The sequence below is a fragment of the Kitasatospora sp. NEAU-69 genome, from assembly GCF_057158765.1.
Genome location: NZ_JBWXUE010000012.1, coordinates 25,198 through 42,241, shown reverse-complemented (window position 1 = coordinate 42,241; position 17,044 = coordinate 25,198). Strand labels below are relative to the sequence as shown.

The following is a 17,044-nucleotide window of genomic DNA, read 5'->3' as shown; positions in this document are numbered from 1 at the left end:
TGGGGCAGCGGCGCGCGCAGGGCGCGCGTTCTTGAGCTAGTACAGCTGAATTCGGCAGTGCGTCCGGGAGCGTTGCGAGCTGGCGCGGCTACAGGGTGACGGAAGCGACGGCGGTGTCGTCGTGGGCCTTGCCGCGGGGCCAGCACTTGCCGTCGGCGTCGTCGTGTTCGGCAATGCGGACCTGGCGGATCAGTTCGGCGGGGCCCTGGTGGCAGACGAGCTGGAGGGCCTGGGACCAGTCGGCCAGGGCGAAACGGTCGACCAGGCGACGTCGCTGAAGAGCGTGAAGCCCGTGAGATCGGTGCGGGGGATGCTGCCGGTGATGGCTTCAAGGGCGGCGCCAGAATCCGCCGGGTCGGTTGCGGTGGCCGCGCAGGCTTCGACGTAGGCGCGGTGGGGAGCACGGTGCGCGGGGGGTGCCCGTGGCCTCAGCATCCTTGGGCCGGCGAAGGACCCGCCCGACCTGCGCCTCGCGGTCGTTGGTGACGGGTACCGGAGTTGCGGCCGTCGGCGGTTTCGAGGACGAGCGTGGAGTCGGCCAGCACCAGGTACTCGACCTGCTCCTCGGTCAGCCGGGTCGCGATCACTGTTGCTGACGGCGTACCGGGATGGGTGACGTCGCAGGTGTCCATGCCGAGGGGCAGTGCCTCTCCCGAAAGACCACTGACGCATCGCCAAGTACAACTCTGGGGGCACCGTCACCGTCCCAACCGGCGCAAGCCCTGCATGCTCCGCTGGGCGGTCGCCGGCCGGGAGTTGACCAAGACCCAGGCTGACGGCCGTAAGGCCGAGCTCGTCGTCGCCGCTCGCCCGGGGGAGCTGTTCGACTGCGACCGGGGCCGGGCGCTCTCCGAGCTGCGCAAGGAGCAGCAGATCACCTGACGCCAGCAAGGTCAAAACTATGAAAAGAAACGGCGGGCGGCACCCCTGCAACATCCGAGGGCGGGATGCCGGACCGGCGGCTGGTCCGCTGAGCGCTGTACAGCTTGGATTCAAGGTCCATCAGTGGACGAAGGAACCCATGCTAGAGGTGACCAAGGCGCTCGCCTGGGTCGCGGAGAACTCGGTTCCGGTTGCGGCGTTCGAGGAGCCGAAGATGGTGCGCCGCATGCTCGACGGCAAGAAGGTGACGCCCTTGGCTGTACTTCGTAAGCGCGGATCCTTCACCGGATCTTCGGATATGCGGTGGAGCAGTATCTACTGACTGCAGATCCGATGCAACTGGTGCAGTGGCAGCCGCCAGAGATCGAGGAGGAGGTCGGCCCCGGTGCCCTGGTCGATCCTGCCCGAGGTGGTCGCGATGCTGCGCGAGCGCATCGACACGTACGGCGTCGCGGCCGACGGCCGGCTGTTCCGCACCCTCCCGCAGAAGCGCGACGGCGTGGTGTGGCGTGGCGTGGGCCAGGATCCCGCCGGCCGGGCCACGAAGCGGTTGAACCGCCGCACGCCGGCACCCCCACCGGACGAGGGGCGGGCAGACCCTGGTCCGTGGCTGGTCCGTACGCGCTGGTCGGGGCCGGGATCCGGGCGGGCCGGAGTGCGACAAGCCGGGCGAACAGCCCACCTCACCCACCCCACCCGCGGGCGCAACAGAACGGCCCCTGATCAGCGTTTCCGCAGATCAGGGGCCGTTCTCTATCCTGTGGCTGGTGCAGGGTTCGAACCTGCGTAGCTTGCGCGACAGATTTACAGTCTGCTCCCTTTGGCCGCTCGGGCAACCAGCCAGGATTGTTGTCTTGCGGGGCCTTGCCCCGTTCGACTGGGTAAACCTTACCTGATGACTGGGGGTGCTCCGCCACTCGATTGGTCACGTGATGATCAAGAAGCCGTCGCGCGGCGTGGCTGGATAGGCTGGGGGCGTTACCGCCCCGCACCGGCGGGGCCTGTGCTGCCGAGAACCCCAAGGAGACCACCACAGATGGCCGACTCCAGTTTCGACATCGTCTCGAAGGTCGAGATGCAGGAGGTCGACAACGCGATCAACCAGACCTCCCGCGAGATCGACAACCGCTACGACTTCAAGAACGTCGGGGCCTCCATCGCCCGGTCGGGCGAGAAGATCGAGATGAAGGCCAACGGCGAGGAGCGGGTCAAGGCCATCCTCGATGTGTTCCAGAGCAAGCTGATCGCGCGGAAGATCTCGCTGAAGGCGCTGGACGCGGGCGAGCCGCAGCTGTCCGGCAAGGAGTACAAGATCTTCGCGACGATCACCGAGGGCATCTCGCAGGAGAACGCCAAGAAGATCTCCAAGATCATCCGCGATGAGGGCCCCAAGGGCGTGAAGGCCCAGATCCAGGGCGAGGAGCTGCGGGTCTCGTCCAAGAGCCGCGACGACCTCCAGACCATCCAGGCGCTGATCAAGGGCAAGGACCTGGACTTCGCCGTCCAGTTCGTCAACTACCGCTGAGCCGGCGCCCGGGAGACCGGGCGGGCTCGGTTCGTCGAGGGGCGCCGCGCTTGCGGCGCCCCTCGCGGTGCATACGGGGGAAGGCTCTGGTTGTGCTTCCGGAGGCTGTCGGAGGTCTTGCTGCGGCGGAAGTTTCCTGAGAGTTTGATGTGCGCCTGCGGACGGCGCAAAGCCGGTATCAGCGCGCTCGGCACGACTCGGAGCCGACCTTGGGGCAGCCTGGAGTTGGCAGGCGCGCAGTCGGGCTCAGTAATTCTTAAAAGTGGCGCACTACGTTGACCCGGCTCGCCCCACCTGACTTCGTGAAGGGGACGCCACCGGTGACCAGCCTGCTCCACCCCGCACGCCCCGCCGCCGGCGCGACCGGTGCGGAACCGACCCGGACGACACCGGACGGTCCGCGCCGCAAGGGCCACTCGGACGGCGCGGAGCGCTCAGACGGCGCGAACCCGCCGGACGACTCAAGCGCGATCGCCCGTACCGACGAGGAGGCCGGGGCCGTAGAGGCCGCCCCCGCGGCCGGGAGGGTCCGGCAGCTCATGAACGGACTCAACGTCCTGCGCGCGCGTGCACGGTACCTACGGCTGCTCGCCTGGCCGGTCTACTTCCTCTCGCTCTGGCACTACATCGACGTCAACGGCCTGCCGTACCAGAACGACGTGGTCTTCTGCTGGCTGATGGGCGCGCTGAGCGCGGCCGCCGTGCACAGCGGCAACCGGTTCGGCTGGCTGCGGGTGCTGCGCGACTGGGTGCCGGTGATGGGCGCCATCTACGTCTACTCGCTGCTGCGCGGCTACGGCGCGCACACCCCGTGGGCGGTGCACTGGGCGCCACAGGTGGCCTTCGACCGGACGGTCGGCTTCGGCCAGGTCTGGACCGTGCGGCTGCAGCACCTGCTGTACACGCCCGGCCATCCGCACTGGTACGACTACGCCTGCACCGTCGTCTACATGTCGCACTTCTTCGCGGTCTTCCTGGTGATGGCGGCCCTCTGGAAGCGCCGGCACGACCGTTTCACCCGGCTGGTGGCGCTCTACCTGGCGCTCACCTTCGCGGGCTTCGCGACCTACGTGCTCTACCCGGCCGACCCGCCGTGGCTGACCGGCGTGAACGGGCACATCCCGCAGGTCACCCGGATAGTCTCCGACGTGCTGACGCAGAGCGGCCTGCCCCGGGCCGGCTCGCTCTTCATGAACGGCAGCCGCTTCGACAACGACGTGGCCGCGATGCCCTCGCTGCACGCCGCCTACCCGATGCTGCTCGCGCTCTTCTTCTGGCCGACCGCCGGCCGCAAGCTGCGGGTGCTGCTCGTGCTGTATCCGCTCGCCATGGCCTTCACGCTGGTGTACGGCGCGGAGCACTACGTGATCGACGTGCTGATGGGCTGGCTGTACGCGGCGGTGGTCGTGCTCGGTCTGGGCCGGCTGCTGGACCGGCGCAAGGCACGACGGGAGCGCGCGAAGGCCGAACGGGCCAAGGCCGCCGAGGCGGTGACCGCGACCGAACCCGTGCCCGTCGCGGCGGTGGCGCAGGTCGGCCACACCACCCGCGCCACCCGCACCACGACGGCACGCACCAAGCCGGCGGGGGCCACCGCGACCCGCGCGAAGAACGCCCACACGAAGGCCGTCCGCACGAAGACGGCGCGCCCGGCGAAGCAGCAGGCCGAACGCGAACCGGCCCGCCACTGACGAACGTCATCCGACGACTGATGCCTGACACCGCCCGCGGTGTCAGGCATCAGTCGTCAGGCATCAGTCGTCAGGCGCAAGTCGTAGTACGGCACACGCGGCAGACTGGCCCGGTGCAGACACCCTTCCGGCCCAACGCCGAGCAGCTCGCCGCAGCCCATGACACGACGATCCCGGACATCAGCGCGCCCGGCCTCCGGGTGCTCTTCTGCGGGATCAATCCCGGGCTCTGGTCCGGGGCCACCGGCCACCACTTCGCCCGCCCGGGCAACCGGTTCTGGCCGGCCCTGCACCGCTCCGGCTTCACCCCACGCCAGCTCGCGCCGCACGAGCAGGGCGAGCTGCTCGGCCTCGGCCTCGGCATCACGAACGTGGTGGCCCGAGCGACCGCCAAGGCGGACGAGCTGACCAAGGAGGAGCTGAGGGCGGGCGGCGCAGCGCTGGTCGAACGGGTCACGGCGCTGCGGCCACGAGTCCTCGCGGTGCTCGGCATCGGCGCGTACCGGACGGCCTTCGGGCGACCGCGCACCGTGATCGGACGGCAGCCGGACCCGCTCGGCACGACCGAGGTCTGGGTGCTGCCGAACCCGAGCGGGCTCAACGCGCACTACACCCTGGACGGCCTGGCGGCGGAGTTCCGGGTGCTGCGCGAGGCCGTGGAGTAGGGCGCCCACCCGATGAGTCGTTTCCATGAGGGGGATTCATGGAAACGACTCATCCATCGACGCGGCCCCCTGCCACCGCCTCCAGCGCGCTCCTACGGTGAGGTAGTTCCCCGCCCCACCCCCGCCCCGCCCCCGCCGCACCCCGCCGCAAGGAGCTCCGCCATGACGCGCCTGCCCGTCGCCGTCCACCAGGTGTCCCGCCCGTTCGGCCGTCCGACCGCCGACAACTTCGCCTTCGTCGCCGACACCCTGGCCCCGCTGACCCCCGGCAGCGCGCTCGTCGAGAACGTCTACCTCTCCGTCGATCCCTACATGCGCGAGGCGATGGACGAGGACGGCTGGGAGCTGAACGCACCGCTGGAAGGCCGCGCGATCGGCCGGGTCGTCGAATCGCAGGCGCCCGGCCTGGCCGTCGGCGACCTGGTCTTCCACCGGCAGGCCTGGCGCACCCACGCCGTGGTCCGGGCCGACGAGGCCCGGCTGCTCCGCCCGGCCGAGGGCGTGCCGCTCAGCACCTACCTGAGCCTGCTCGGCGGCACCGGGCTGACCGCGTACGTCGGCCTGACCCGGGTGCTGCGGCTCCAGCCGGGCGAGACGCTCTTCGTCTCGGCGGCCGCCGGCGGCGTCGGCACCGCGGTCGGCCAGATCGCCCGGCTGCTCGGCGCCGGCCGGATCATCGGCAGCGCCGGCTCCGCCGCCAAGGTGAAGCACCTCACCGAGACGCTCGGCTTCGACGCCGCGTTCGACTACCACGACGGCCCGGTCGGCACGCTGCTGCGCCAGGCCGCCCCCACGGGCATCGACACCTACTTCGACAACGTCGGCGGCAGCCACCTCGAAGGCGCGATCGAGGTGCTGCGCGAGCACGGCCGGATCGCCTGGTGCGGCGCGGTCGGCCAGTACAGCAGCACCGAGCCGCCGGCTGCCCCGCGCAACCTCTACGACGTGGTCGGCAAGAGCCTGCGGCTGGAGGGCTTCCTGGTCCGCAACCACCGGGCGCTGCAGGGCGAGTTGGAGGACTTCCTGGTCCCGCGGCTGCGGTCCGGTGAGCTGGTGGCGCACGAGACCGTGGTGACCGGCATCGAGAACGTGGTCGACGCCTTCCTCGGCATGCTGGACGGCGCGAACACCGGCAAGATGATCGTCCAGGTCGGCGAGGTCTAGGAACACCAGCCGGCTTACCGGCCGTCCCTGCCGCCCCTGAACCGCGCCGCGTACGCCGACGGCGGCACGCCGAGCCGGCGCAGGAACACCCGGCGCAGCGTCTCGTCGCTGCCGATCCCCGAGCGGCGGGCCGCTCCGGCCACCGACTCCCCCTGCTCCAGCAGCGCGCGGGCCGCCTCCAGCCGCACCTCCTCGACGTAGCCGGCGGGCGTACTACCGAGCTGCTCGCGGAACAGCCGGGAGAGTTGACGGACGCTCAATCCGGCCCGGGCGGCAAGTGCGGCCGCCGAGTGGTCGCCGCCCGGATCCGCCGCGACGGCCTCGACGGCCGCCCGCAGCGCGTCGTGCCGGGGCCGCGGAGTGCGGGCGGGCACCGAGAACTGCGACTGCCCGCCCGGCCGTTGCATGAAGACCACCAGGTCACGGGCCACCTCGCGGGCGACCCGCGAGCCGCGGTCCTCCTCGACCAGCGCGAGCGCGAGGTCGATCCCGGCCGTCACGCCGGCCGAGGTCAGCAGACGGCCGTCGCGCACGTAGATCGCGTCCGGTTCGACGCTGGTGCCCGGGTAGCGGCTGCTCAACGCGGCCGCGTACCGCCAGTGCGTGGCGGCCCGGCGCCCGTCCAGCAGCCCGGCCTCGGCGAGCACGAACGCGCCGGTGCAGACCGAGGCCACCCGGCGGGCCCCGGCGGCGAGCGCGGTCGTGGCCGCGACCAGCCCGGCCGGCAGCGGTCCGGTCGGCAGGGCAGGCCCGCCGGGCACCACCACGGTGTCCGCGTCGACCTCGTGCGCGGCGGCCGCCACCGCCAGGCCGGTCCCGGTCGCGGCGGTGACCGGTGCGCCGTCCGGCGAGCAGAGCACCACCTCGTAGCCGCCGGCGGTGTCGAACACCTCCAACGGCGCGGCGACGTCCAGCAGCCGCACGCCGTCGAACGCGAGCACGGCGATCCGCGGGTGCCGGGGCACGGGTGGGTGCCGGGGCGCCGGTGGGAGTCGGGTGGTCATGCCGCCGATGGTAGTCCGGCACGATGGCCGAATCCGTGGGCCGGACGTCCTGGAGGACATGGCGCCGCCGCACCACCGGCTGCGAGTGTCGAGGCATGACCGAGACGACCGAGACGACCGAGATGACCGAGATGACCGACACCCGCCCGCCCCTCCCCCCGTTCACCGAGGCCACCGCCCGCCAGAAGGTGCAGGCGGCCGAGGACGCCTGGAACTCCCGCGACCCCGAACGCGTCGCCCTCGCCTACACCGAGGACTCCGAATGGCGTAACCGCGACACCTTCCTGCACGGCCGTGCCGAGATCGTCGCCTTCCTGCGCACCAAGTGGGAGCGGGAGCTCGACTACCGCCTGCGCAAGGAACTCTGGTCCCACACCGGCAACCGGATCTCGGTCCGCTTCGAGTACGAGTGGCACGACACAGCCGGCCGGTGGTGGCGCAGCTACGGCAACGAGCAGTGGGAGTTCGCCGACAACGGCCTGATGCGCCGCCGGTACGCGAGCATCAACGACCTGGCGATCGACCCGGCGGACCGCCGCCTGACAGACCGCCGCCTGACGGGCCGCCACCCGACGGCCTGACAGTCGATCACCAGCCGGCAAACCGGTCCTCGGTCGACACGATCTCCCGCCCCAGCGGCACCAGCGAGATCGGGATCATCTTCAGGTTCGCCCAGGCGAACGGGATCCCGATGATCGTCACCGCGAGCGCGATGCTCGTGGCGACGTGCGCCAGTGCCAGCCACCAGCCCGCGAACACCAGCCAGATCACGTTGCCGATGCAGGACGCCGCCCCGGCGTCCGGCCGCTCCACCGTGGTCCGCCCGAATGGCCACAGGACATAGGCGGCGATACGGAACGAGGCGATACCAAAGGGGATCGTGATGATGAGAATGCAGCAGATGATGCCCGCCACGACATAGCCGAGGGCCATCCAGATGCCGCACAGGATCAGCCAGATGATGTTGAGCACAAAGTTGATCGCCTTCATGCTCCCAGCCTGGCACGCAGCACGCCCGGCAGCACCCAGATGCGCGCACGGTGAGCACCAGGAAGCCGTCAGTCATCCTCCGCCGTCAGCAGGATCGGGTTGGTGAGGGCCGCCATCGGTCCCCACGGCAGCACCGGGCCCATGGTGTTGCCCTTGCCCGGGGTGCCGTCGGCGAGCGGGTGGCGGAGCTCCGCGCGCACGTAGGTGGCGAGCGAGGCGGTGGTGCGCCAGACGACGGTGCCGGTGCCGTCCGCGCCGAGTGACTCCTGGTGCAGCTGGCCCTCGTCGGTGAGGAAACGGACGGTGCCGTTCGGGACGCCGGAGGCGACCAGCCGCACGTCGACCGGGGCGTCGGCCGGCAGCGTCAGCCGTTCGCCGATGCCGGCCTGGCGGCCGTGCCCGGTGGCGGTGAAGTCGAGCTGGACGGTGGCGGATTCGGCCAGCCAGCTGCGGCCGCTCCGGAGCGCGGCGAGGATCCGGTCGCGGGTCAGGTCGTCGGCCAGCACCACGTTGTGCGGCAGGCCGATGACCTGCGGCGCACTGTGCGCGTCGCTGTTGCCCATCGCGGGCAGCCAGGAGCGGCCGGCGCGCAGTTGCTCGGCGAGGTGCGAGTCCCAGGCGTCGACGGCGGACTCGTCGTCGTACGTCCAGGGGCCGTTCCACACCTCGACCGCGTCGGCGCCCTGGTAGCCGTACTTCCACTGGCAGGCGACGTACGGGCAGTACGGGTGCGCGGGCACCACCAGGCCACCGGCGGCCTGGACCTGGCGCGCGAAGCGGGGGTACGCGTCGTCCCGGGACCGGTAGCGCCAGTCGATCCAGTCGCCGGGCGGCAGGCCGAGCGCGAGCCAGTGACCGTTGCGGGTGGTGACCTCCTCGCCGGTGATGATCAGCAGGTCGGGCCCGGCCAGCGGCCCCCAGATCCCGTGCGAGGCGGAGGTGTTGTGATCGGTGGAGACCATGAAGTCGAGACCGGCCGCCCGGGCGCCGGCGGCCACCTCGGTGGGGAGCCGGCGGCCGTCCGAGTAGACGGTGTGCAGGTGGCAGTCGCCGCGGTACCAGGCCCGGCCACGGCCCTTGGCGCGCTCGGGCGGATAGGCGGGGGTGAAGGCCGGCCCGGGGTCGCCGAACGTCAGCGTCACCTGGACCTGGTAGTCCAGGCCCTGCGGCGCGACCTGGTACGGCCCCAGCACCACGTGCCAGGTGCCCGGGTTGACCGGTCCGGGCAGGTAGCCGGGGGTGGCCGCGCCGCGGCTGATCGTGAACTCGGTGCGGAACCCGCCGGACCAGCCCCGGAACCCCGGCCCGCCGAGGTCGGTGCCGCGCTCGTCGAAGACGCCGATGTCGCAGGAGTTGCCTGCGGTGCCGGCCGGCACGGTGGGTTTGTCGTAGCTGTACGAGACGTCGATCTGCTGGACGCCGTGCGGGACTTCGACCGGCAGGTAGACGAAGTCGGCGACGCCGGTGTCCAGGTGCCCGGTGATCGTCCGGGTGCTGGTGGACGGCCCGGAGCCCGCGGCCGGGGCCGCCGCCGCGGCGAAGGAGATCGGCCCGAGCGTCAGCGCACCCACCGCCCCGGCCGCGAGCCCGGCCTGAAGCAGCCGGCGGCGGTCCAGGCCCGCGGGATCGGCCGGAGCGGCAGGGTCGGCTGGGTCGGCTGGGTCAACCGGGTCGTGGTGCAGGCAGCTCTCGTTGGCGCACACGGCGGGTCCTCCAGGCTCGCGCGGGCCGGCCCTCGGCGGCCCGTCGGAGCTGACCCTTCCCCCGCCGGTTAACCCCGGGCGTGCCGCACACGACTGCGGCGGGACCGCGGGGTGAGCAGTACCCGCCGCATCCGAACGATCACGATCCGGTCAGCCGGACAGTCGATCGGACGGACGGCCAGACGGAAGCTACGCGGACGGCACCGCGATCGAGGCCAGCTCCGGCGCCGTCATGGTCGGCAGGAACTCCGTCACCTGGTACGTCGCGACGCCGGCCCGGCCGAACGGGTCCTCTGCCAGTATCGCCTCCAGCGCCGCCCGGCTGTCGGCCCGCGCCAGGATCACGCCACCGGTGCGCGGCTCCTGGCGGCCGGAGGCCAGGAAGGCGCCCGCCGCGTAGTACTTCTCCAGCCAGAGCCGGTGCTCGGGCACCAGCTCGTCGATCTCGGTCAGCGGGGCGGTGTAGGTGAGCGTCACCACGAACACGTCGTTCTCCGGAGGTAGGCGGAAACAGGGGTACGGCGGGACAGGGTTCAGGACGGCTACCGTCGCCCGGCCATCTGCTCCAGCCGCGCGATCCGCTCGCCCATCGGCGGGTGCGTCGAGAAGAGCCGGGTGCCCGCCTCACCGGCGCGGAACGGGCTGGCGATCATCATGTGGCTGGCCGTCTGCAGCTGTGGCTCGGGCGGCAGCGGCAGCCGCTGGGTCCCGACCGCGAGCTTGCGCAGCGCACTCGCGAGGGCGAGCGGATCCCCGGTGATCCGCGCGCCGTCGGCGTCCGCCTGGTACTCGCGGGAGCGGCTGACGGCCAGCTGGATGAGCGAGGCGGCGAGCGGGCCCAGGATCATGATGGCGAGAGCACCGAAGAGCCCGGGTCCGTTGTCGTCCTCGTCGCGGCCGAACGGGATCAGCCAGGCGAAATTCACCAGGAACATGATCACCGAGGCCAGCGCTCCGGCCACCGACGAGATCAGGATGTCTCGGTTGTAGACATGGCTCAGCTCATGGCCGATCACCCCGCGCAGCTCGCGCTCGTCCAGCAGCCGCAGGATGCCGTCGGTGCAGCAGACGGCGGCGTTGCGCGGGTTGCGGCCGGTGGCGAAGGCGTTCGGGGCCTCGGTCGGGGAGATGTAGAGCCGGGGCATCGGCTGGCGGGCCGAGGTGGAGAGCTCGCGGACGATCCGGTAGAGCCCCGGCGCCTCGATCTCGCTGACCGGGCGGGCCCGCATCGCGCGCAGGGCGAGCTTGTCGCTGTTCCAGTACGCGTAGCCGTTGGTACCGAGGGCCACCAGCAGACCGATCAGCAAACCGGTGCGGCCGAAGAAGCTACCGATCACCAGGATCAGCGCCGACAGGCCGCCGAGGAGGACAGCCGTCCTCAGTCCGTTGTGCTGGCGGTGCACGGAAGCCCTCCAAGTGGTGCGGTGGGAAGCCCTCTGTTCACGTCCCCTGTTGCTTGGTCAACGGAGAAACCACGGGCCCGGGTTCCCTTCTTCCCACGTCGGCGGCACTGTCGCAGCTCGGCACGGCCCCGGCCGACCCGGAAGTCGGTTCAGGAGTCGATGCGGGGTCGATGCAGGGGTCGATGCGGGGACCGGCCCGGGAGGGCTCAGAACAGGCTGCCGCTGACCACCTGGAGCACCAGCTGCGGAGCGACCGAGAGCACCACGGCGGCCGCGGCGGTCAGGCCCAGGGTGCCGGCCAGCGAGCCGGGCATCCGCCCGCTCACCAGGTCGGCCGACACAGCCGGACCCGACTCGGCCAGGCCCGCATCGGCGGCGGGCTGGAAGAGCTTCGCCAACCAGAACAGGTAGTAGTACAGGGCGATCACCACATTGACCGCCATGACGACCGCGAGCCAGCCGAGACCGGCATCCACCGCGGCCCGGAAGACCACCACCTTGCCGAACAGGCCGACCACGCCCGGCGGCAGCCCCGCCAGGCAGAGCAGGAAGAAGCCCAGCGCGAGCGCCGCCCAGCGGTTGCGGGCGAAGAGTCCCCGGTAGTCGTCCAGCCGGTTGGCCGGGCTGGTCCGCGCCACCACCGCGGCCGAGCCGAAGGCGCCGAGGTTGACCAGCCCGTAGATCAGCGCGTACGCGACCGTCGCGCCCAGCGGGTGCGCCGAGCCGGCGTACCCGGCCGCCGCCAGCGGAACCAGCAGGTAGCCCGCCTGGGCGACCGAGGACCAGGCCAGCAGCCGGACCGCGCCCTGCGCCGAGTCACTGCGCTGGCGCAGCGCGGCCACGTTGCCGGCCGTCATCGTGACGGCGGCCAGCACGGCGAGCAGCAGACCCCAGGTGTGCCCGTACGGGCGCAACGCGAGGCTGGTCACCAGCGCCAGACCGGCGAAGCCGGCCGCCTTGCCGACCACCGAGAGGTAGCCGGCCACCGGCAGCGGTGCGCCGGTGTACGTGTCGGGCACCCAGAAGTGGAACGGGACGGCCGCGACCTTGAACGCGAAGCCGACCAGGGTCAGCGCCGCACCGGCCTCGGCGAGCGGCTTCAGCTGCGCCGGCGCGTGGCCGAGGCCGTCCGCGATCGCCGCCAGGTGCAGGCTGCCGGTCGCCGCGTAGACGAAGCTCACGCCGAGCAGCATCACGGCCGTCGCGGTCACCGAGGAGAGGAAGAACTTCAGCGCCGACTCGCCGCCGCGCCCGTCCCGCTTCAGGCCGACCAGGGCGAAGGAGGGCAGCGAGACCACCTCCAGCGCGATCACCAGCGTGGCCAGGTCGCGCGAGGCGGGCAGCAGCGCGGCGCCGGTGGCACTGCTGAGCAGCAGGAACCAGTACTCGCCGGCCGGCAGCCTGCTCTCCCGGACGGTGTGCAGCGAGAGCAGCGCGGCGATCAGCGCGCCACCGAGCGCGAGCAGCTGGAAGACCAGCGCGAAGTGGTCGGCGACGTACGAGCAGCCGCCGTTGCCGCCCACCGCGTTCGACACGCTCGCGATGCAGAAGGTGGCCCGCGGCCGGCCGCCGGTCAGCGGCAGCAGCGAGAGCAGGGCGAGCAGCAGGCCGACCACGGTGATCGGCCCGAGCAGCTTCTTGCGGGCCTCGGGCAGCAGCAGGTCGGCGAGCAGCACCACCAGGGCGGCGATCCCGGCGATCAGCGGCGGAGCGATCGCGACCCAGTCGACGGACTGGATCAGCGCACCGGGGTTCGCCACGGCGAGGTGCTCCGCGGTGGCAGGCGACAGGGCTTTTACAGCTGGCAGGGTGTTCACGGCTGACACGGTGTTCACGGCTGGCTGCCCCGGGAGGTGGTGGGCGACGGTGGAGAGCGCGGCGAGCATGCTGGTCATCGGTCAGCCACCCGCCAGCAGCTGCTTGACGGCCGGATTCGACAGGCCCAGCAGCAGGGCCGGCCAGAGCCCGGCGAGCAGCGTCAGCGCGGCGAGCGGGGTCCAGCTGAGCGCCTCGTACGGGCGCAGCTCGGCCGGCTCGGCCACCGCCGGCCTGGTCGGGTCGCCCATGCAGACCCGGCGGACCACCCCCAGCAGGTAGGCGGCGGTCAGCAGGGTGCCGAGGCCGGCCAGCACCAGGTAGGTGAGGAACGCGGGGCGGGACAGGCCCGCCGCCGGGTGGAACGAGCCGAACATCGCGAGCAGCTCGCCCCAGAACCCGGCGAGCCCGGGCAGCCCCAGGCTCGCCACGGCGGCGAAAGCCAGCAGCGCGCCGAGCCGCGGCGCCCGGCCGTACAGCGCGGCCCCCGTCTCACCCGCGAGGGTGTCGAGGTCCGCCGTCCCGTACCGGTCCTTGAGCGAGCCGACGATGAAGAAGAGCAGGCCGGTGACCAGGCCGTGCGCGACGTTCGCGAAGAGCGCGCCGTTCACGCCCACCGGCGTGAGCGTGGCGATGCCCAGCAGGACGAAGCCCATGTGGCCGACCGAGGAGAACGCGATCAGCCGCTTCAGGTCGCCCTTGCGGCCCTGGCGGGCGAGCGCGAGGCAGGCGAGCGAGCCGTAGACGATGCCGACGGCGGCCAGCGCCCCGAGGTACGGCGCCAGCGTGGCCGTCCCGTCCGGCACCACCGGGAGCAGCACCCGGACCAGACCGTATGTCCCCATCTTGAGCAGGACGCCGGCCAGCAGCACCGAGCCGACCGTCGGGGCCGAGGTGTGGGCGTCGGGCAGCCAGCTGTGCAGCGGCCAGGCCGGGGCCTTGACCGCGAGCCCGAGGCCGATCGCCAGCGCGGCGATCACCTGGGTGGAGTGCGAGAGGCCGTGGCCGTGCGCGGCGGCCAGCGCCGTCATGTCGAAGGTGCCGGCCTTGAGGCCGACCAGCAGGAACCCGAGCAGCATCACGGCCGAGCCGAGCAGCGTGTACAGGATGAACCGGTTGGCGGCCGGCACCTTGGCCCCGCTGCCCCAGCGGGCGATCAGGAAGTACATCGGGATCAGCACGATCTCGAAGGCGAGGAAGAAGAGCAGCAGGTCCAGCACCAGGAAGGTGGCCAGCATGCCGACCAGCAGCAGCAGGAAGAGCCCGGTGAAGACCCGGGCCGACGGGGCGTCGCCCGCGTCCTCGCCCGTGTCCATGGCGGAGCCCGAGCCACCCGGCCGCGGCTTGGCGCCCGGCAGCCGCTTGGTCGAGTAGAGCGCGCACAGGAAGGTCAGCAGCGCGGTGAGCACCACCAGCGGCAGCGAGATGCCGTCCACGCCGAGGTGGAAGCGCACCCCGATCGCCGGGATCCAGGCGGTGTTCGTGACGGCCTGCATCCGGCTCGGGTGCGCGTGGTCGAAGCCGGCGGCGAGCGCGATCGCCAGCACCAGCACCAGGCCGGTGACCAGCGTGTTGAACCGCAGCGCGCGGCGCTCCTGGGTCGGCCGGTCCGGGCCGAACACGGTGGCGGGCGCCAGCGTGGCGGCGGCGCCCAGCAGCGGAACCAGCAGCAGCGCGATGAGGAGTGCGTTCATCGGTGGCTCCCTGGGCTGGGCTGGACGGACAAGCTGGGCTGGACGGACAAACGGGGCTGGACGGACATCGGCTGCCGGCTCGTGCCGGGGTGGCGGTGCCTCATGTGCCCACCGCCACGAAGACCGCGATCAGCACCACACCGGCCAGCAGCGCGCTGAGGTAGGTCTGCGCGTTGCCGGTCTGGCTCCGGCGGACCACCCAGCCGAGCATCCGGGCGGCGACACCCGAGCCCTGGACGTAGCCCTCGACCACCTCGCGGTCCAGGAACCGGACCAGCTCGGCGGCGGCGACCGTGGGCCGGACGAAGAGCAGGCTGTACAGCCGGTCGACGTGGAAACCGTGCTGCGCCGGCCCGTACAGCGGGCCGAGCAGCAGCCGGCCGGGGTCGGCGACGGCCGCGGTGGCCGGCGACTGCCCGGCCTGCGCTGCGCGGGCCGTGGCGGTCCGCCAGGCGGCGTAACAGATCAGCAGACCCGTCAGCGCGAGGCCGGTGCCGATCACGGCGGTGGCGAGCGAGGGGCGCAGCGAGCCGCCGTCCAGCAGCGCGGGCAGCCAGTCGGTGCGCACCCCGGCGATGCCGAAGGCCATCGTCGGCAGCGCCAGCACCCAGAGCGGCCAGCGCATCGCGGGCGGCTCGGCCTGGGTCGGGTCGGCCTCGTCGAGCTCCGGCGAGTAGGGCGCGCCCGGCTCCGCCGGCTCGGCCGGAGCGCCGGCACCGGCAGCACCGGTGGCGGACCGGCTCGGGAAGGCGAGCAGCCAGAGCCTGGTCGCGTACGCGGCGGTCAGCACCGCGGTCAGCCCGGCGGCGATAAGCACGATCCAGCCGGCCGCCTGCGGCACCCCGGCGGCCGAGCCGACGCCGTTGGTCAGCGCGTCCCCGTCGGCGGCGTGCTCGGCGGCCGAGAAGACCGACTCCTTGCTGAAGAACCCGGAGAACGGCGGCAGCCCGACCAGCGCCACCAGGCCGATGCCGAGCGTCCAGCGGGCGTCCGGCACCCGGTCGCGCAGCCCGGGCAGCCGGGACATCGCGGAGAGCGAGTTGGTGTGCGCCGCGTGGATCAGCACGCCGGCCGCGAGGAACAGCAGCGCCTTGAACGCACCGTGGCTGACCAGGTGGAAGACCGCCGCCTCGCGGTCGCCTGCCGCCAGCGCGCCGGCCATGTAACCGAGCTGGCCGACGGTCGAGTAGGCCAGCACCCGCTTGATGTCGTCCTGGGCCAGCGCGCAGAGCGCCGACCCGATCATCGTCACGGCGGCCATGACCGAGAGCACCACCAGCGCGGCGCCGGAGAGCAGGAAGACCGGCAGCAGCCGGGCCACCAGGTAGATACCGGCCGCGACCATGGTCGCGGCGTGGATCAGCGCGGAGACCGGAGTCGGGCCGGCCATCGCGTCGGGCAGCCAGGTGTGCAACGGGAACTGCGCGCTCTTGCCCGCCACGCCGCCCAGCAGCAGCAGCGCGGCCAGCGTCGGATGGGTGAGCTGCCCGTGCGCGGCGGCCGCCAGCACACCGTTGATCCGGAACGTCCCGGCGTCCTGGGCGAGCACGAAGATGCCGATCAGGAACGGCACGTCACCGAGCTTGGTGACCAGGAAGGCCTTCAGCGAGGCCGACCGGGCGTCCGCGGTCTCCCAGTGGTGGCCGATCAGGAAGTACGAGCAGATGCCCATGATCTCCCAGCCGACCAGCAGCACGATCAGGTCGCCGGAGTACACCACCAGGAACATCGCGGCGGTGAAGAGCGAGACCAGCGCGGCGTAGGACGGGTAGCGCGGATCCTCCCGCAGGTAGGCCGTCGAGTAGACCTGCACGCAGGTGGCGACCACGCCGACCAGGACGGTGAGCAGCGAGGTGTAGCCGTCCAGGTGGATCGCGAGCGAGATGTCCGGGCCACCGGTCGGGGTGAGCTGCGTCGCGGCGTCCAGCGTCCGGCCGGTGCCCAGCTGCAGCGCGGTGACCAGCGCCAGGACGGCCGCGACGGCCACCGGCAGGATCGCCAGCGGCTTGACCAGGCCGGGGGCCCGGCGGCCGGTCGCGAAGATCGCGGCCGCGCCGAGCGCGGGCAGCGCCGGGACGAGGGCGGTGAGGGCGATGTTCACGAGTGGGCCTGCCCCTTCGACAGCGCGCCGGCGGGCTGCTCACCGGTCGGCGCCGAGCCGGCGGCCGCCGCGTCGGCCTGGGCCGGGACCTCGGCGAAGCGGTCGCCGAGCGCGGTCAGCCGGTCGATGTCGGCCGTGCCCCTGGTCCGGAAGACCAGCAGCACGATGGCCAGGCCGAGGCCGATCTCGGCGGCCGCGACGGTGATGGTGAACAGCGTGAGCGCCTGCCCGGCGTGCAGCGCGTCGCGCAGCCAGGCGTCGAAGGCGACCAGGTTGAGGTTGACGGCGTTGAGCATCAGCTCGACGGACATCAGGACGAGGACGGCGTTGCGCCGGGCGAGCACGCCGTAGACGCCGATGCTGAAGAGCAGCGCGGCGAGGACGGCGGGGTAGGCGAGGTGCATCGG

At 72.2% G+C, this 17,044-nt stretch carries 17 protein-coding genes and 1 tRNA gene; 8 read left to right on the top strand and 10 right to left on the bottom strand.

Features of this window, described 5'->3' with window-relative positions; translation table 11 throughout:
- The first annotated feature begins 121 nt into the window (after window positions 1–121).
- The 3 genes from AC060L_RS15830 (at window position 122) to AC060L_RS15820 (ending at window position 1,204) form a co-directional block, all read left to right on the top strand.
- Complete coding sequence (locus tag AC060L_RS15830; protein WP_483799380.1) at window positions 122–388, top strand: hypothetical protein; 267 nt, start codon at window positions 122–124, stop codon at window positions 386–388.
- A gap of 338 nt (window positions 389–726) precedes the next feature.
- A complete protein-coding gene (locus tag AC060L_RS15825) occupies window positions 727–882 on the top strand; it encodes a hypothetical protein (protein ID WP_483799379.1) in 156 nt (51 codons plus the stop codon).
- Between the two features lie 148 nt (window positions 883–1,030).
- Window positions 1,031–1,204 (top strand): hypothetical protein, encoded by a 174-nt coding sequence (locus AC060L_RS15820; protein WP_483799378.1) that lies wholly within the window; start codon window positions 1,031–1,033, stop codon window positions 1,202–1,204.
- Between the two features lie 439 nt (window positions 1,205–1,643).
- Here AC060L_RS15820 and AC060L_RS15815 read toward each other — a convergent pair.
- A tRNA-Tyr gene (locus AC060L_RS15815) sits at window positions 1,644–1,724 on the bottom strand.
- 194 nt (window positions 1,725–1,918) lie between these two features.
- Here AC060L_RS15815 and AC060L_RS15810 point away from each other — a divergent pair.
- The 4 genes from AC060L_RS15810 (at window position 1,919) to AC060L_RS15795 (ending at window position 5,927) form a co-directional block, all read left to right on the top strand.
- Window positions 1,919–2,407, top strand: coding sequence for a YajQ family cyclic di-GMP-binding protein (locus AC060L_RS15810; RefSeq protein ID WP_483799377.1), 489 nt, complete (start codon window positions 1,919–1,921; stop codon window positions 2,405–2,407).
- A gap of 320 nt (window positions 2,408–2,727) precedes the next feature.
- Entirely contained in the window at window positions 2,728–4,098 is a 1,371-nt protein-coding gene (locus AC060L_RS15805; RefSeq protein ID WP_483799376.1) for a phosphatase PAP2 family protein, read from the top strand.
- 113 nt (window positions 4,099–4,211) lie between these two features.
- A complete protein-coding gene (mug, locus tag AC060L_RS15800) occupies window positions 4,212–4,763 on the top strand; it encodes a G/U mismatch-specific DNA glycosylase (RefSeq protein ID WP_483799375.1) in 552 nt (183 codons plus the stop codon).
- A gap of 162 nt (window positions 4,764–4,925) precedes the next feature.
- On the top strand, window positions 4,926–5,927 hold the full coding sequence (locus AC060L_RS15795) for an NADP-dependent oxidoreductase (RefSeq protein ID WP_483799374.1): 1,002 nt from the start codon (window positions 4,926–4,928) through the stop codon (window positions 5,925–5,927).
- Window positions 5,928–5,941: 14 nt separating this feature from the next.
- Here AC060L_RS15795 and AC060L_RS15790 read toward each other — a convergent pair whose 3' ends face one another.
- Window positions 5,942–6,931 carry a GlxA family transcriptional regulator gene (locus tag AC060L_RS15790; RefSeq protein ID WP_483799373.1) on the bottom strand — a complete coding sequence of 330 codons (990 nt, stop codon included), beginning with the start codon at window positions 6,929–6,931 and terminating at the stop codon, window positions 5,942–5,944.
- Between the two features lie 131 nt (window positions 6,932–7,062).
- Between AC060L_RS15790 and AC060L_RS15785 the strand changes: the two genes are divergently transcribed.
- Window positions 7,063–7,512, top strand: coding sequence for a nuclear transport factor 2 family protein (locus AC060L_RS15785; RefSeq protein WP_483799524.1), 450 nt, complete (start codon window positions 7,063–7,065; stop codon window positions 7,510–7,512).
- A gap of 7 nt (window positions 7,513–7,519) precedes the next feature.
- Here AC060L_RS15785 and AC060L_RS15780 read toward each other — a convergent pair whose 3' ends face one another.
- The 8 genes from AC060L_RS15780 to nuoK form a co-directional block, all read right to left on the bottom strand.
- A complete protein-coding gene (locus AC060L_RS15780; protein WP_483799372.1) occupies window positions 7,520–7,921 on the bottom strand; it encodes a YccF domain-containing protein in 402 nt (133 codons plus the stop codon).
- Window positions 7,922–7,989: 68 nt separating this feature from the next.
- Window positions 7,990–9,537 (bottom strand): CehA/McbA family metallohydrolase, encoded by a 1,548-nt coding sequence (locus AC060L_RS15775; RefSeq protein WP_483799523.1) that lies wholly within the window; start codon window positions 9,535–9,537, stop codon window positions 7,990–7,992.
- A 276-nt stretch (window positions 9,538–9,813) separates the two neighbouring features.
- Window positions 9,814–10,110 carry a YciI family protein gene (locus AC060L_RS15770; protein ID WP_483799371.1) on the bottom strand — a complete coding sequence of 99 codons (297 nt, stop codon included), beginning with the start codon at window positions 10,108–10,110 and terminating at the stop codon, window positions 9,814–9,816.
- A gap of 56 nt (window positions 10,111–10,166) precedes the next feature.
- Window positions 10,167–11,027, bottom strand: coding sequence for a zinc metalloprotease HtpX (gene htpX, locus AC060L_RS15765; protein WP_483799370.1), 861 nt, complete (start codon window positions 11,025–11,027; stop codon window positions 10,167–10,169).
- A gap of 206 nt (window positions 11,028–11,233) precedes the next feature.
- Window positions 11,234–12,913 carry an NADH-quinone oxidoreductase subunit N gene (locus AC060L_RS15760; RefSeq protein ID WP_483799522.1) on the bottom strand — a complete coding sequence of 560 codons (1,680 nt, stop codon included), beginning with the start codon at window positions 12,911–12,913 and terminating at the stop codon, window positions 11,234–11,236.
- Window positions 12,914–12,925: 12 nt separating this feature from the next.
- The gene (locus tag AC060L_RS15755) at window positions 12,926–14,536 is read right to left on the bottom strand and encodes a complex I subunit 4 family protein (RefSeq protein ID WP_483799369.1); all 1,611 of its coding nucleotides are present in this window, start codon (window positions 14,534–14,536) and stop codon (window positions 12,926–12,928) included.
- A gap of 100 nt (window positions 14,537–14,636) precedes the next feature.
- A complete protein-coding gene (locus tag AC060L_RS15750; protein ID WP_483799368.1) occupies window positions 14,637–16,637 on the bottom strand; it encodes an NADH-quinone oxidoreductase subunit 5 family protein in 2,001 nt (666 codons plus the stop codon).
- Window positions 16,634–17,041, bottom strand: coding sequence for an NADH-quinone oxidoreductase subunit NuoK (gene nuoK / locus AC060L_RS15745; protein ID WP_483799367.1), 408 nt, complete (start codon window positions 17,039–17,041; stop codon window positions 16,634–16,636). Before nuoK ends, AC060L_RS15750 begins: the two co-directional genes overlap by 4 nt.
- Between the last annotated feature and the right edge of the window lie 3 nt (window positions 17,042–17,044).

Bases quoted from the DNA above. Each gene is read 5' to 3' on its own strand.
- AC060L_RS15755 (WP_483799369.1), bottom strand. From the start codon at position 14,536: ATGAACGCACTCCTCATCGCGCTGCTGCTGGTTCCGCTGCTGGGCGCC.
- AC060L_RS15785 (WP_483799524.1), top strand. From the start codon at position 7,063: ATGACCGACACCCGCCCGCCCCTCCCCCCGTTCACCGAGGCCACCGCC.
- AC060L_RS15795 (WP_483799374.1), top strand. From the start codon at position 4,926: ATGACGCGCCTGCCCGTCGCCGTCCACCAGGTGTCCCGCCCGTTCGGC.
- AC060L_RS15760 (WP_483799522.1), bottom strand. From the start codon at position 12,913: ATGCTCGCCGCGCTCTCCACCGTCGCCCACCACCTCCCGGGGCAGCCA.
- AC060L_RS15825 (WP_483799379.1), top strand. From the start codon at position 727: ATGCTCCGCTGGGCGGTCGCCGGCCGGGAGTTGACCAAGACCCAGGCT.
- nuoK (WP_483799367.1), bottom strand. From the start codon at position 17,041: ATGCACCTCGCCTACCCCGCCGTCCTCGCCGCGCTGCTCTTCAGCATC.
- AC060L_RS15810 (WP_483799377.1), top strand. From the start codon at position 1,919: ATGGCCGACTCCAGTTTCGACATCGTCTCGAAGGTCGAGATGCAGGAG.
- AC060L_RS15780 (WP_483799372.1), bottom strand. From the start codon at position 7,921: ATGAAGGCGATCAACTTTGTGCTCAACATCATCTGGCTGATCCTGTGC.
- AC060L_RS15790 (WP_483799373.1), bottom strand. From the start codon at position 6,931: ATGACCACCCGACTCCCACCGGCGCCCCGGCACCCACCCGTGCCCCGG.